Source organism: Variovorax boronicumulans (assembly GCF_009811375.1).
Taxonomy (GTDB): Bacteria; Pseudomonadota; Gammaproteobacteria; order Burkholderiales; family Burkholderiaceae_C; genus Variovorax; species Variovorax boronicumulans.
Map to the genome: position 1 here is coordinate 1,889,788 of NZ_BKDH01000001.1, position 12,783 is coordinate 1,902,570.

Genomic DNA, 12,783 nt, shown 5'->3' on the forward strand with positions numbered 1-12,783 from the left:
TCAGTCGACCAGAACGCTCATGCCGGGGCGCGCGCCTTCGATCGGCTTGAGCGGCCGGGCGCGGACCTCGAAGGTGCGCACGTCGAAGCCGGCGCCGCCGCGCGTGGCGCGCCAGGTGGCGAAGTCGGGCAGCACGCCGCTGTAGTAGACCTTGAAGCGGGCCGTGCGCCGGTCCTCGGGCAGGGCGGGCAGGCGGGCGTCGAATTCCTTGTCGAGCGCGAAGCGGGCCAGCCGGTCTTCGCGCACGTTGAGCACCACCCACTGGTCGTTCAGGTCGACCACCGTGACCACGGCCACGCCCTGTGGCGAGAGTTCGCCGACTTTGGCGAGCACCTTGGCCACCTCGCCGGCGACCGGGCTGCGCAGCTCGGTCTCGGCCTTGGCGGCTTCCACCTCGGCGACCACGCCGGCCACCTGCCGCGCCTGCGCGTTGGCAGCGGCCTTGTCCTCGGGGCGGGCGCCGGTGCGCGCCATGTCGTACTGCGCCTTGGCCGCCACGGCGGCGTCGCGCGAGGCTTTCCAGTTGGCTTCGGCTTCGTCGCGCTTCTGATCGGCCACGAGGCCGTCGCGCGCCAGGCCGTCGACACGGCGGAACGACGTTTGCGCGAGCTGGGCGGCGGTTTCGGCGCGCTGCCACTGCATGCGCGCCATTTCGATCTCCTGCGGGCGGGCGCCGTTCTGCGCCTTGTCGGCCACGGCCTGCGCGGCCTGCTCGGCGGCGGTGGCCTGCGCCAGCTTGGCGCGCACCTCGGGGCTGTCCATGCGCACCAGCAGGGCGCCAGCGTGGATGCGGTCGCCTTCCTTCACCGCCACTTCGGCGATGCGGGCCGTGACCTTGCCGGCCACGTCGGTTTCGCGCGCCTCCATCTGGCCCTGGAACACCTCGGGCGCCGGCTGCGCGGCGCGCCAGAAGCCCCAGGCGAGCAGCACCAGCACGAGCAGTGCGGCGGCGATGGCGATCAGTCGGCGGGTCTTGGCACTCATCATGGTCAGTTCACCTTCACGTCGGCGCGCGCGATGTAGTCGGAAAAAGTCTCGGACAGGCCCGCGCTCTCGAGCAGCTGCGCGAGCGCCTGCACGTAGTCGTTGGCGGCCTGCGCGCGTTCGGTCAGCACCTTGGCCTGGTTGGTCTCGGCGTCGATCAGGTCGAGGGTGGTGCTGGTGCCTTCGCGCAGCCCGGCGGTGCGCAGCTTGACCACCTCCTGTGCAAGCTCGACCGAGACCTTCATCTCGAGGTACTGGCGGCGCGCGTTGTCCAGCGCGCGCCAGTTGCGTTCGACCAGCAGCGAGATGTCGCTGCGCGCCTGCAGGTCGGTGCGCTCGGCCTGTTCGACCTGCTTGTGCGAGGCGGCCGACAGCGCGTTGCGGTCGACCGAGTCGTACAGCGTCCAGCGCACGCCGAGGCCGGCCACCCAGTCGGCATTGCCGCTCTTGATCTCGCGCGTGCCGAAGGCGATCACCTGCGGGCGGCGCAGGGCTTCTTCGCCTTCGTGCAGCTGCTCGGCCTGCGCCTTCTTGGCCGCGACCTTGCCCAGGCCCGGATGCCGCGTGAGGGCCGCATCGATGAAGTGGCCGAGCGGTTCGATCGGCGCACTGATGAGAAACAGCGGCGTCTGCGGCGTGACGCTGCCCTCGGCGCGCACCGTGCGCGCCAGGGCCACGCCCGCCAGTGCCGCGTCGTTCTCGGCCTTGCGAGCGTTGCGGCGCGCTTCTTCGTACGCGGCGCTGGCTTGCAGCCGCTCGACGCGGGAAATGACGCCGGCCGCGAGCATCTTCTGCGCCGCCGCGTCGTGCTGGGCGATGGTGCGCTCGGCCTGCAGGCGCAGCGTGGCGGCGCGCTGCGCGAGTTGGGCGCCGAAGTAGCGCTGCACCAGCAGCGTGTCGACCTCGTGGCCGGCCTGTTCGGCATCGGCCTGGGCCTCGCGCGCCTGCGCCGAGACAAAACCGCGCACCGCGTCGGTCGCGCCACCCAGGTAGAGCGGCCACACGGCCGACACCGAGGCGTTGGCGCCGGTGTCGTGGCGGTTCAGCGTGTAGCTGTTGGGCAGCTGCGGAATCGGCACGCGCGAGACGAAGCTCTGGATCGACGGCGGCAGCGACGAGCCGATCTGGCCGAGCTTCTGGTTGAGCGGATCGAGGTCGAGGTTCAGGTTCGCGTTGTACGCATAGGCCAGCCCCGAGATGCTGACCACCGGCCCGCCCAGGCGCTTGACGCCCTCGCTCTGCAGCTCCTTGGCCTCGACGGCCATGCGCGCAGCGGCCAGCTTGTCGGAGCGCTCGACCATGCGCTGGCGCGCGGCGTCGAAGCTCAGCGCCAGCGTGGAGGTGGTGTCGCCGCGGGCCTGCTGCTGCGCGAAAGCTGCGCCGCCGAGGAAGGCCGGCAGCAGCAGCAGGGACGGAAGAAGGGCGAGGCGAGGTCGTGTCATCGGCATCAGGCGGTCTTGTGCAGCAGGGCGTCGAGCTCCTGCTGCAGGATCACGGGAAAGGCGGCCTGCACCGCCCCGGTGGCCAGCGGCCGTGCTTTCTCGAGCAGCTGCGCGGCGCGGCCGGCGTCGAGGGTGTCGCCGGAGAGCAGGCTGTCGGCCAGCGTGCGCAGCCAGCGCCGCGCCACGGTGCGCAGCGTGCGCACCATGGTTTCCTGCATGCCGATCACCGCTTCGAGCGGCAGGCCCAGCGCGGCCAGCTGTTCGGCGACCTGGCCGAGCGCCGGGCTCAGCACCTGCACCTGGCCGTCGGGCAGTTCGCGCATGAGGCCGGCGCGGGTGGCGCGGCCGAGCAGGGCGGGTGTCATCTGGCCCTGCCACTTGGTGGCCAGCGCCTGGGCCGACACCACCACGGGCGTTTCTTCGGCGAACAGGCTGCCCGACATCGAGCGGGCCACGGCCAGCAGGTCGGGCCAGGTGGAGGCCGGCGCGCGCGTGAAGATGCGGCGGATCGCCTCGATGCCGAAGCCCTGTTCGCGCAGTTCGCGGATCAGCGCCAGGCGTTGGACGTGGTCGGGGCCGTACAGGCCGAGCCGGCCCTGCAGCCGCGGCGGCGGCAGCAGGCCGCCCGTGGTGTAGGCGCGGATGTTGCGCACCGTGACGCCCGTGCGCGCCGCCAGGGCCTCGATGGAGAGGCCCTGTGGGGCGGTGGAATCGGGGACGGCGGTGGATGCTTTCATGTGACAGTTTCAATGTTACATCGAAAATGTTTCATAAAGCCAGCCCGGATCGCGCGGTCCGGGCGGGGCATCCTCAGCCCGGCTTGCGCTGCGCCGGGTCGTAGAAGAACTGCTCTTCGGCGATGCGCTCGCCGTCCCAGCGCTGCCAGGCGATCTCTTCCATGCGCATGCGGCCGCCGCCCTTGAATGTGAACTCGAAGATCCAGTGGATGCCGACGTGGTCGCCGTTCACCAGCACCGGCCGCACGCAGGTCGACGCCACCGACTCGGTGCGCGCAAGCACGGCGCTTTCCTGCGCGACCAGCGTGCTGCGCCCGCGCCGCGGCTCGGCCTGGTTCTCGCGCATCGTGGCGTCTTCGGTGTAGAAATCTTCGATGACCTGGGCATGCGCGCCGCCTTCGACGGCGGCAATGAAGGCTTCGAGCCGGGCGGGCGTAGGCATGTCAGGACTTCACTTTCACTTCGACGCGGCGCGCTTCCGAGGCCGGCCCGTCGGCCTGCGACTGCTCGGGCTTGGCGAGTTCGATCTTGTCCTCGGGCGCGCCCGCCGCCTTGATGGCGTCGCGCACGGCCATGGCGCGCTGCTTGGCCAACTCGGCGTTCTTGGCCGCGTCGCCGCTGGCGTCGTGGTAGCCGCTCACCAGCACGGTGCTGCCGCTCTGCACGGCCTTGATGACATCGGACAGCGCTTCCTTGGCGTTGGGCGCGACCTCGGCGCTGGCGCTCGCGAAGTAGAACTTCACGATGCCGTTCTCGACCTTCACCGCCGCGGCTTCGGTGGCCCCCACGGCCGCCGAGGCGAGGGTGGCGGCCGGCGTGGCTGCCGGCGCCATCGCGGCGGGTGCCGTGGCTGCAGGCGGCGTCTCGACCTTGGTCGGCACGGCCGCTGCCGCATCGCCGGCGTGGAACTTGACCACCAGCGGCACGATCAGCAGCGCCACGATGTTGATGATCTTGATCAGCGGATTCACCGCCGGGCCGGCCGTGTCCTTGTAGGGGTCGCCCACGGTGTCGCCGGTGACGGCCGCCTTGTGCGCCTCGGAGCCCTTGCCGCCGTGGTGGCCGTCTTCGATGTACTTCTTGGCGTTGTCCCACGCACCACCGCCCGTGCACATGCTGATGGCGACGAACAGGCCCGTGACGATGGTGCCCATCAGCAGGCCGCCCAGCGCCTTCGGTCCCAGTACCAGGCCGACCAGGATCGGCACCACCACCGGCAGCAGCGACGGGATCATCATTTCCTTGATGGCCGCGCCGGTCAGCATGCCCACGGCCTTGCCGTACTCGGGCTTGCCGGTGCCTTCCATGATGCCGGGGATCTCGCGGAACTGGCGGCGCACTTCTTCCACCACCGCACCGGCCGCGCGGCCCACGGCCTCCATGGCCATCGCGCCGAAGAGGTAGGGGATCAGGCCGCCGATGAACAGGCCCACGATCACCATCGGGTCGCTCAGGTTGAAGCTGATGTTCAGCCCGAAGCTTTCCAGCTTGTGGGTGTAGTCGGCAAAGAGCACCAGCGAAGCCAGGCCGGCCGAGCCGATGGCGTAGCCCTTGGTCACGGCCTTGGTGGTGTTGCCCACCGCGTCCAGCGGGTCCGTGATATCGCGCACGCTGGCGGGCAACTCGCTCATCTCTGCGATGCCGCCGGCGTTGTCGGTGATGGGGCCGTAGGCGTCCAGCGCCACCACGATGCCGGCCATGCTCAGCATCGACGTGGCGGCCACCGCGATGCCGTACAGGCCCGCGAGGGCGTAGGAGGCCAGGATCGCGATGCACACGAAGATCACGGGCCATGCCGTCGAACGCATCGACACGCCCAGGCCCGCGATGATGTTGGTGCCGTGGCCGGTGGTCGAGGCCTGTGCGATGTGCTGCACGGGCTTGTACTGCGTGCCGGTGTAGTACTCGGTGACCCACACCAGCGCGGCCGTGAGCGCCAGGCCCACGAAGCAGGCGCCGAACAGCTTCAGCTGGCTGCCGCTGGCGGCAATGGCGTTGTCGGGAATGATCCAGCTCGTGACGAACCAGAACGCGATCAGCGACAGGATGCCCGCGACCGCCAGCCCCTTGTAGAGCGCCGGCATCACGTTGACCATGCCCGGCGACGCCTTCACGAAGAAGCAGCCGATGATCGACGCGATGATCGACACGCCGCCCAGCGCCAGCGGGTACAGCACCGCGTCCAGCGGCGCTGCCGTGACCATCAGCGCGCCCAGCACCATGGTGGCGATCAGCGTCACCGCGTAGGTCTCGAACAGGTCGGCCGCCATGCCGGCGCAGTCGCCGACGTTGTCGCCCACGTTGTCGGCGATCACCGCCGGGTTGCGCGGGTCGTCTTCCGGAATGCCGGCCTCGACCTTGCCCACCAGGTCGGCGCCGACGTCAGCGCCCTTGGTGAAGATGCCGCCGCCCAGGCGCGCGAAGATCGAGATCAGCGAGGAGCCGAAGGCAAAGCCGATCAGCGGATTGAGGATGGCCGCCAAGCTGTGGTCCGCCTTCGGCGCGCTGCCGGCCAGGAACCAGTAGAAGCCCGTCACGCCCAGGAGGCCCAGGCCCACCACCAGCATGCCGGTGATGGCGCCGCCGCGAAACGCCACGTCGAGCGCCGGGCCGATGCCCTGGGTGGCGGCCTGCGCCGTGCGCACATTGGCGCGCACCGACACGTTCATGCCGATGAAGCCGCAGGCGCCCGAGAGCACCGCGCCGACCACGAAGCCGGCGGCCGTGGTCAGGTCGAGGAAGAGGGCGATGAGCACCGCGAGCACCAAGCCCACCACCGCGATGGTGGTGTACTGCTTGGCGAGGTAGGCCGAGGCGCCGGCCTGGATGGCCGCGGCGATTTCCTGCATCCGGGCGTTGCCCGGGTCCTTGGCGAGAATCCAACTTCGGGCCCAGAAACCGTAGCCTACGGCCACCAGGCCGCAGACGATGGCAAGAATCAGGGGGGTGTTGCCGCTCATGCTTTGCTTCTCCATTCGTTCGTTGTGACTTGTGGAGACGGACAGCCTGGGCCCTGCGCGCAACGCGTACGGGACCATGTTCTCCGCCGCGTTGCTTCCTCGAAGCTCACTGCACCGGAGGTGCGGAGCCGATTGGCCAACGCTTGCAATTTACAGGCAAAAACACACACGCGTGCGACCGGCCCGTGACACGGAAAGTAAACTCCGGGTTTGTCCCCATCCGTCTCATACTTTTCAACTACTCGAAAAACGTCATGTCCTTCGACAAAGTCTCCCCCGGCAAGAACGTCCCCGACGCCTTCAATGTCGTGATCGAAATCCCGATGAACGCCGACCCGATCAAGTACGAAGTCGACAAGGAATCGGGCGCGATCTTCGTGGACCGCTTCATGACGACGGCCATGTACTACCCCGCCAACTACGGCTACGTGCCGCAGACCCTGTCGGGCGACGGCGACCCGGTCGACGTGCTGGTGATCGCCCCGTACCCGCTGCTGCCGGGCGTGGTCGTGCCCTGCCGCCCCCTGGGCATCCTGATGATGGAAGACGAAGCCGGCGTCGACGGCAAGGTGCTGGCCGTGCCCACCGACAAGGTGCTGCCGATCTACAGCCACTGGAAGTCGGTCGACGACGTGAACCCGATGCGCCTGAAGGCCATCAGCCACTTCTTCGAGCACTACAAGGACCTGGAAGCCGGCAAGTGGGTCAAGGTGCTGGGCTGGGAAGGTATCGACGCTGCCAAGAAGGAAGTTCTTGACGGCATCGCCGCGTACAAGAAGTAATTTCTTTCGCTTGAAAGAAACGGCCTGGAGGCTCCGGGCCGTCAGCCCCGGACCGCATCCCCGGCCAGCCGCATCCATTCGCGGTTGACGCCTCGCGCATGCGCGTTCCAGTGGCGCGCCGCCTGCTGCAGCTCGTTCCAATGGCGCTGCGCACCGGCGGTGTCGCCTTGCTGCGCCAGCCACGCGATGTAGCGGGCGCGCGTTTCCACCGTGTTGTAGGTGTTCAGCGCCGCCTCGAAGGCTTCGCGCGCTTCGGGTGTGCGGCCCTCGGCGGCGAGCGCGCGGGCGTTCAGCACGGCGACCTCGTCCTTGCGGTAGTCGTCGCGCGTGGCACGCAGGCTCTGCAGCGCCTGCGACGCTTCGCGGGCCGAGGCCGGGCTGCCTTCGGCGATCAGGGCGCTGGCCAGGCCGAACTGCAGCTCGGGGTCGGAGGCGAAGGGGCCTTTCAGCGCGTCGCGGTAGTGCCCGACGGCGTCGGCCGCCTGGCCGCGGTCCAGCGCAGCCTTGGCCAGGCGCAGCTTGTTCTGCGCCGTGGGCGCGAGGTCGTAGGCCTCGGCGGCGGCGCGGTATTCGCGCTCGGGGTCGATGAAGCCGATGGCCGCGTTCGCCACCTTGCCCGCGGTGCGCTGCATGCGCGAGGCCGGCAGGTACTCGACCACGAAGTACACGATGCTGCCGAGCAGCGGAAAGCTGAAGAGGATGATGAGCCAGTACATCTGCTTGCCGTGGCGCATGGCATGCACGGCGAAGTACAGCGCGATGAGGATGTGCAGTCCCAGTCCGACGAATGGCATCGGTGCTCCCTGTGTGTTGTGTGTGGTTGTTTGAGTGCCGGGCGGCTTTATAGCAGCCCCCGGCGCTCCCGCACCGATCAGGTCGCCTTGAACGGGCTGCGTTCGCCGAGGTGGTCCATGTAGTTCTCGATGCCGGCGCCTTCGCGCTCGAGGAAGCGCTCGACGGCATCGGCGAACGACGGGTGCGCGAGCCAGTGGGCGCTGGTGGTGCGCACCGGCATCAGCGCGCGGGCCATCTTGTGCTCGCCCTGCGCGCCGCCTTCGAAACGCACCGCGCCGTGCGCGATGCACCAGGCGATGGGCTGGTAGTAGCAGGCCTCGAAGTGCAGGCAGTCGACGCGCTCCAGCGCGCCCCAGTAGCGGCCGTAGGCCACCAGCGGCTGGGCCTCGTCGGTAGAGAGTGCGATCAGGCTGGTGGCGATGGGGCGCCCGTCGCGCTCCGCCACGAACAGCAGCCACGCCTCGGGCAACGTGTCGGCCATGCGCTGGAAGAAATCGCGCGTGAGGTAGGGCGGGTTGCCGTGCTCGCGGTAGGTGCGCTCGTAGCAGCGGTAGAAGAAATCCCAGTCGGCGGCGGCAATGTCGGTGCCGCGCGACCAGCGGAAGCTGACGCCGGCCTCGGCGACCTTGCGGCGCTCCTGACGGATCTTCTTGCGCTTGTCGTGCGAGAGGCTGGCGAGGAAGGCGTCGAAGTTGGTGTAGCCGGGTTCGGTTTCGCCGCTGGGCCGCCCCAAGGCGAAACGCGCCCCCTCGGGGGGCAGCGAGGACACGTCAGTGCCGAGCGTGGGGGCCACGTTCGTCCAGTGGAACTGCACCGTATGGCGCCGCATGAGCCCGGCTTCGGTGCACGCGGCGATGTCGGCGTCGGCGCCGAACAGCAGATGCAAAGACGAAAGTTCCTGTTCCTTGCAGACCGCCACCAGCGCCTGCACCAGCAGCGTGCGGCTTGGCGCGTCGCGTGCCAGCAGCCGGGCGCCCGGCACGGGCGTGAAGGGCGCCGCCACCACGGCCTTCGGGTAGTAGGCGAGCCCGTGCTGCTCGTAGGCGTTGGCCCAGGCCCAGTCGAACACGTACTCGCCGTAGGAATGGTCCTTGAGGTAGAGCGCGCAGGCGGCTTCGAGCACATCGCTGCGCCACAGCGTGACGAACTGCGGTGTCCATCCGCGCTCGGGTGAGGCGCTGCCGCTGTCGTGCATCGCCGCGAGGTATTCGTGGCGCATGAAGGGCGAGGGCTCGGGCTGCGCGGCGAGCAGGGTGTTCCAGGCTTGCGGGTCGATGTCCGACGGCGACGCCAGAACCCGAATGACATAATCGTTCAAGCCTTTTTCTTCCTTCTGTATGACGCTCAAGCTCGCCATCGCGCAACTCAATTTTGTGGTGGGCGACCTCGTCGGCAATGCGCAGAAGATCATCGGCGCCGCACGCGAGGCCTACGCGCAAGGCGCGCGCCTTCTGCTGACACCCGAACTCTCGATTGCCGGCTACGCGGCGGAGGACCTGTTCCTCCGTCCCGCCTTCACCGAAGCCTGTGATGATGCCGTGAAAGGCATCGCCGCCGCGCTGGCCGACCTCAAAGACATGGTCGTGGTGGTGGGGCATCCCAGCGGCGGCAGCCTGCGCAGCCGATCTGTGGCCGTGCAGCTGCGTCACAACGCGGCCAGCGTCCTCAAGGAAGGTCGCATCCTCGAAACCTACGCCAAGCGCGAACTGCCGAACTACCAGGTGTTCGACGAGCGCCGCTACTTCACGCCGGGGCAGGGCACCTGCGTGTTCGAGGCGGGCGGCGTGTCGGTGGGCCTGCTGATCTGCGAGGACGCCTGGTTCGATGCGCCGGCCGAGCTGGCGCGCGCTGGCGGCGCCGAGGTGCTGGCGGTGATCAACGCCTCGCCGTACCACGTCGGCAAGGAAGGCGAGCGCGTGGCGCGCATGGCCGACCGCGCACGCGCCGTGGGCCTGCCGCTGGTCTACGCACATCTGGTGGGCGGGCAGGACGAGGTGGTGTTCGACGGTGCCTCCTTCGCGCTGCAGGCCGATGGCGCACTGGCCGCGCAGGCCGAGAGCTTTCGCGAGCGGCTGGTCTTCATGGAGCTCGCGCGCGGGGCGCAGGGTGGCGTCGCCGTCGTGGCCGACCCGTCGGCCATTGCGGCGCCGCGCGACGCCGAGGCGCAGCTGTGGGACGCGCTGGTGCTCGGCGTGCGCGACTACATCGGCAAGAACGGTTTCCCGGGCGCGATCCTGGGGCTGTCGGGCGGCATCGACTCGGCGCTGGTGCTCGCGATCGCGGTCGACGCGCTGGGCAAGGACAAGGTCCGCGCGGTGATGATGCCGTCGCCCTACACGGCCGACATCAGCTGGATCGACGCTCGGGACATGGCCGGCCGGCTGGGCGTGCGCTACGACGAGATTTCGATCAAGCACACCTTCGAATCCTTCAAGGCCGCGCTGGCCGGGGAGTTCGCGGGCCGGCCGGAAGACACGGCCGAAGAGAACATCCAGGCCCGCATCCGCGGCACGCTGCTCATGGGGCTGTCGAACAAGTTCGGCGCCATCGTGCTGACCACCGGCAACAAGAGCGAGATGGCCACCGGCTACTGCACGCTCTACGGCGACATGGCGGGCGGTTTCGCGGTCATCAAGGACCTGCTCAAGACCACGGTGTTCGCGCTGGCGCGCTGGCGCAACGCCCACGACCCCTACGGCACCGGGGCGGCGCCGATTCCCGAGCGCATCATCACGCGGCCCCCGAGCGCCGAGCTGCGCCCCGACCAGACCGACCAGGACAGCCTGCCGCCCTACGACGTGCTGGACGGCATCCTGGCACGCTACATGCAGGACGATGAAGGCATCGACGAGATCATTGCCGCGGGCTACGACCGCGCGGTGGTCGAGCGGGTTGCGCGGCTCATCAGGATCAACGAATACAAGCGGCGCCAGGCGCCCGTAGGCATCCGGGTCACCCACCGAAGCTTCGGCAAGGATTGGCGTTACCCTATCACCAGCAAGTTCAACGAAACCGCCGGAGCACAAAAACCATGAAGCAGATCACCGCCATCGTCAAACCCTTCAAGCTCGAGGACGTGCGCGAAGCCCTCGCCGAGGTGGGTGTCACCGGCCTCACGGTGACCGAGGTCAAGGGCTTCGGCCGCCAGAAGGGCCACACCGAGCTGTACCGCGGCGCCGAGTACGTGGTCGACTTCCTGCCCAAGATGAAGGTCGAAGTCGTCGTCAACGAGAGCGACGTGGAGCGCTGCATCGAGGCCATCGTGAGCTCGGCGCGCACGGGCAAGATCGGCGACGGCAAGATCTTCGTGACCGAGGTGGAGCGCATCGTGCGCATCCGCACCGGCGAAGAAAACGAAAACGCAGTCTAGCCAGGCTCGCCCCCAGGCTGCGCGCACTTCGTGTCGCTTCGCCAACCCCCTACCGGGGGCAACACCAGCGGCCCGGCAAAGCCGGTTCCGCGGTGTTCGCTGGAATGAGGCGGGGGCCCGTTCCGGTCAGAGGTTCTCTGACAGCTTGTCGTCGCGGGGGTGCAGGGGGACTTCGGCGCGCAGCGCGGTCAGCAGTTCGTGCACGTCGGTGCCGGTGCGCACCAGGTCCATCTGCCATTCGCCCATGAAGCCCTCGCGCACGCTGTGCGCCAGGAAGTTCAGCAGGCCGTCGTAGTAGCCGGCGGTGTTGAGGATGCCGGTCGGCTTGTCGTGGTAGCCGAGCTGGCGCCAGGTCCAGATCTCGAACAGTTCTTCGAAGGTGCCGATGCCGCCCGCCATCGCGAGGAAGGCGTCGGCGCGCTCGCCCATCATGGCCTTGCGCTCGTGCATGGTGTCGACGACGTGCAGCTCGTCGCACAGGGGGTTGGCCAGTTCCTTGTCGACCAGGGCCTTGGGGATGATGCCGACGACGCGGCCGCCGGCCTGGCGGGTGGCCTCGGCCACCGTGCCCATCAGGCCGGTGCGGCCGCCGCCGTAGACGAGCTGGCCGTTGTGGCTGCCGATCCACTGGCCCACGGCCTGGGCGGCCTGGGAAAACTCGGGGCGCTCGCCGGGGCGCGAGCCGCAATACACGCAAATCGAAAATTCAGGGGTCATCCTGCGATCATGCCGCAGGCGGCGGACCCGCTCATGACACGAAGCGTTGCCACAGGGCCGCGGCCCAGATGCCGCCGCACAGTGTGAGCGACAGCAGGACGGCGGCGCTGCCCATGTCCTTCGCGCGCTTGGAGAGGTCGTGCCATTCGGGGCCGATGCGGTCGATGGCGGCTTCCACCGCCGTATTGAGCAGCTCCACGATCATCACCAGGACCGCGCTGCCGGCGAGCAGCGCCACCTCGACCCAGCTGCGCCCGAGCCAGAAGGCGGCCGGGATCATCAGCATCGACAGGATGGCTTCCTGGCGGAACGCCGGCTCGCTCCAGCCGGCGCGCAGGCCGTGCAGCGAGATCAGGGTGGCGTGCCAGACGCGCTCGAAGCCCTTGCGGGCCTTCTGCGGGTTCACGGCGGGGTCGGGCAGGGCACTCATTGGCGGCTCATCGGCTTGGAGGTGATGAGCCGCGTACCGGCCCAGGCGTCGTGCCAGAACTGGCGCTCGGGGTGAAAACGGGCCAGCAGCGCCCAGATGGCGACCCAGCCGAAGATCAGGACGGTCGATTCGCCGCCCGACAGCTTGAACGGGGCGATGGCGGCCAGCGGCGGCAGGAACCAGACCCAGCTCAGCAGGTAGCGCGCCAGCGCACGGCCTTGACTGACGGGCCGGCCCTGGCGGTCGACGATGCGGATGTTCCACGTCTTCATGGCCAGCGTCTGGCCCTTGGCCCAGAACCAGACGAAGTAGACGCCGAACACCACGAAGAGGAAGGCCTGCAGCAGGTGCCGCCGTTCGTCCATGGCGTCGCGCATCTGGCCCAGCGTGCTGAACAGCCAGCCGGACACGAACACGACCGCGAACAGCAGCATGCCCTCATAGAGCCAGCAAGCCATGCGCCGCCACAGGCCGGGCACCGCGGGAGCGTTGGGGGTGGATGAAGAGGGCGAGGCCGATTGGCCGGGTCCCGAGGCCTCGGGCGAACTGGAAACCATCGAAACCTT

The 12,783-nt window shown here is 68.9% G+C and carries 13 protein-coding genes; 3 read left to right on the forward strand and 10 right to left on the reverse strand.

The window, feature by feature from the left end; translation table 11 throughout:
- From VHAB30_RS08550 to VHAB30_RS08570, 5 genes are all read right to left on the reverse strand, one after another.
- Positions 1–987: an HlyD family secretion protein gene (locus VHAB30_RS08550; RefSeq protein WP_159276646.1), complete on the reverse strand. Its 987-nt coding sequence runs from the start codon at positions 985–987 to the stop codon at positions 1–3.
- 2 nt (positions 988–989) lie between these two features.
- Entirely contained in the window at positions 990–2,426 is a 1,437-nt protein-coding gene (locus VHAB30_RS08555; RefSeq protein WP_235926518.1) for a TolC family protein, read from the reverse strand.
- Positions 2,427–2,431: 5 nt separating this feature from the next.
- Entirely contained in the window at positions 2,432–3,163 is a 732-nt protein-coding gene (locus tag VHAB30_RS08560) for a MerR family transcriptional regulator (RefSeq protein ID WP_159276648.1), read from the reverse strand.
- Between the two features lie 73 nt (positions 3,164–3,236).
- Positions 3,237–3,605: a nuclear transport factor 2 family protein gene (locus VHAB30_RS08565; protein WP_062481424.1), complete on the reverse strand. Its 369-nt coding sequence runs from the start codon at positions 3,603–3,605 to the stop codon at positions 3,237–3,239.
- Position 3,606: 1 nt separating this feature from the next.
- Positions 3,607–6,123, reverse strand: coding sequence for a sodium-translocating pyrophosphatase (locus tag VHAB30_RS08570; protein ID WP_159276650.1), 2,517 nt, complete (start codon positions 6,121–6,123; stop codon positions 3,607–3,609).
- A gap of 254 nt (positions 6,124–6,377) precedes the next feature.
- Here VHAB30_RS08570 and ppa point away from each other — a divergent pair, with 254 nt between their 5' ends.
- Complete coding sequence (gene ppa, locus VHAB30_RS08575) at positions 6,378–6,905, forward strand: inorganic diphosphatase (RefSeq protein WP_007834256.1); 528 nt, start codon at positions 6,378–6,380, stop codon at positions 6,903–6,905.
- Between the two features lie 41 nt (positions 6,906–6,946).
- On the opposite strand, the gene VHAB30_RS08580 is transcribed toward ppa, so the two are convergent.
- Together VHAB30_RS08580 and VHAB30_RS08585 are read right to left on the reverse strand one after the other, a co-directional pair.
- The gene (locus VHAB30_RS08580; RefSeq protein WP_159276652.1) at positions 6,947–7,699 is read right to left on the reverse strand and encodes a hypothetical protein; all 753 of its coding nucleotides are present in this window, start codon (positions 7,697–7,699) and stop codon (positions 6,947–6,949) included.
- Between the two features lie 77 nt (positions 7,700–7,776).
- Entirely contained in the window at positions 7,777–9,018 is a 1,242-nt protein-coding gene (locus VHAB30_RS08585) for a GNAT family N-acetyltransferase (protein ID WP_159276654.1), read from the reverse strand.
- A 19-nt stretch (positions 9,019–9,037) separates the two neighbouring features.
- Between VHAB30_RS08585 and VHAB30_RS08590 the strand changes: the two genes are divergently transcribed.
- Both VHAB30_RS08590 and VHAB30_RS08595 read left to right on the forward strand, forming a co-directional pair.
- Complete coding sequence (locus VHAB30_RS08590) at positions 9,038–10,735, forward strand: NAD+ synthase (protein ID WP_159276656.1); 1,698 nt, start codon at positions 9,038–9,040, stop codon at positions 10,733–10,735.
- Positions 10,732–11,070: a P-II family nitrogen regulator gene (locus tag VHAB30_RS08595; RefSeq protein WP_056580191.1), complete on the forward strand. Its 339-nt coding sequence runs from the start codon at positions 10,732–10,734 to the stop codon at positions 11,068–11,070. The genes VHAB30_RS08590 and VHAB30_RS08595 overlap by 4 nt, the downstream gene beginning before the upstream one ends.
- 126 nt (positions 11,071–11,196) lie before the next feature.
- On the opposite strand, the gene VHAB30_RS08600 is transcribed toward VHAB30_RS08595, so the two are convergent.
- The 3 genes from VHAB30_RS08600 to VHAB30_RS08610 are packed head-to-tail and all read right to left on the reverse strand — an operon-like array spanning position 11,197 to position 12,774.
- Positions 11,197–11,787: an LOG family protein gene (locus VHAB30_RS08600; RefSeq protein ID WP_159276658.1), complete on the reverse strand. Its 591-nt coding sequence runs from the start codon at positions 11,785–11,787 to the stop codon at positions 11,197–11,199.
- A gap of 31 nt (positions 11,788–11,818) precedes the next feature.
- Positions 11,819–12,217 (reverse strand): diacylglycerol kinase, encoded by a 399-nt coding sequence (locus VHAB30_RS08605; RefSeq protein ID WP_119552011.1) that lies wholly within the window; start codon positions 12,215–12,217, stop codon positions 11,819–11,821.
- Complete coding sequence (locus VHAB30_RS08610; protein WP_095950201.1) at positions 12,214–12,774, reverse strand: RDD family protein; 561 nt, start codon at positions 12,772–12,774, stop codon at positions 12,214–12,216. Before VHAB30_RS08610 ends, VHAB30_RS08605 begins: the two co-directional genes overlap by 4 nt.
- Positions 12,775–12,783 lie beyond the last annotated feature (9 nt).

What these genes read in the sequence shown, in the direction of transcription:
- VHAB30_RS08600 (WP_159276658.1), bottom strand. Translation starts at nt 11,787, where the DNA reads ATGACCCCTGAATTTTCGATTTGCGTGTATTGCGGCTCGCGCCCCGGC.
- VHAB30_RS08590 (WP_159276656.1), top strand. Translation starts at nt 9,038, where the DNA reads ATGACGCTCAAGCTCGCCATCGCGCAACTCAATTTTGTGGTGGGCGAC.
- VHAB30_RS08550 (WP_159276646.1), bottom strand. Translation starts at nt 987, where the DNA reads ATGATGAGTGCCAAGACCCGCCGACTGATCGCCATCGCCGCCGCACTG.
- VHAB30_RS08610 (WP_095950201.1), bottom strand. Translation starts at nt 12,774, where the DNA reads ATGGTTTCCAGTTCGCCCGAGGCCTCGGGACCCGGCCAATCGGCCTCG.
- VHAB30_RS08565 (WP_062481424.1), bottom strand. Translation starts at nt 3,605, where the DNA reads ATGCCTACGCCCGCCCGGCTCGAAGCCTTCATTGCCGCCGTCGAAGGC.
- VHAB30_RS08605 (WP_119552011.1), bottom strand. Translation starts at nt 12,217, where the DNA reads ATGAGTGCCCTGCCCGACCCCGCCGTGAACCCGCAGAAGGCCCGCAAG.
- VHAB30_RS08560 (WP_159276648.1), bottom strand. Translation starts at nt 3,163, where the DNA reads ATGAAAGCATCCACCGCCGTCCCCGATTCCACCGCCCCACAGGGCCTC.
- ppa (WP_007834256.1), top strand. Translation starts at nt 6,378, where the DNA reads ATGTCCTTCGACAAAGTCTCCCCCGGCAAGAACGTCCCCGACGCCTTC.
- VHAB30_RS08595 (WP_056580191.1), top strand. Translation starts at nt 10,732, where the DNA reads ATGAAGCAGATCACCGCCATCGTCAAACCCTTCAAGCTCGAGGACGTG.
- VHAB30_RS08580 (WP_159276652.1), bottom strand. Translation starts at nt 7,699, where the DNA reads ATGCCATTCGTCGGACTGGGACTGCACATCCTCATCGCGCTGTACTTC.
- VHAB30_RS08570 (WP_159276650.1), bottom strand. Translation starts at nt 6,123, where the DNA reads ATGAGCGGCAACACCCCCCTGATTCTTGCCATCGTCTGCGGCCTGGTG.
- VHAB30_RS08555 (WP_235926518.1), bottom strand. Translation starts at nt 2,426, where the DNA reads ATGACACGACCTCGCCTCGCCCTTCTTCCGTCCCTGCTGCTGCTGCCG.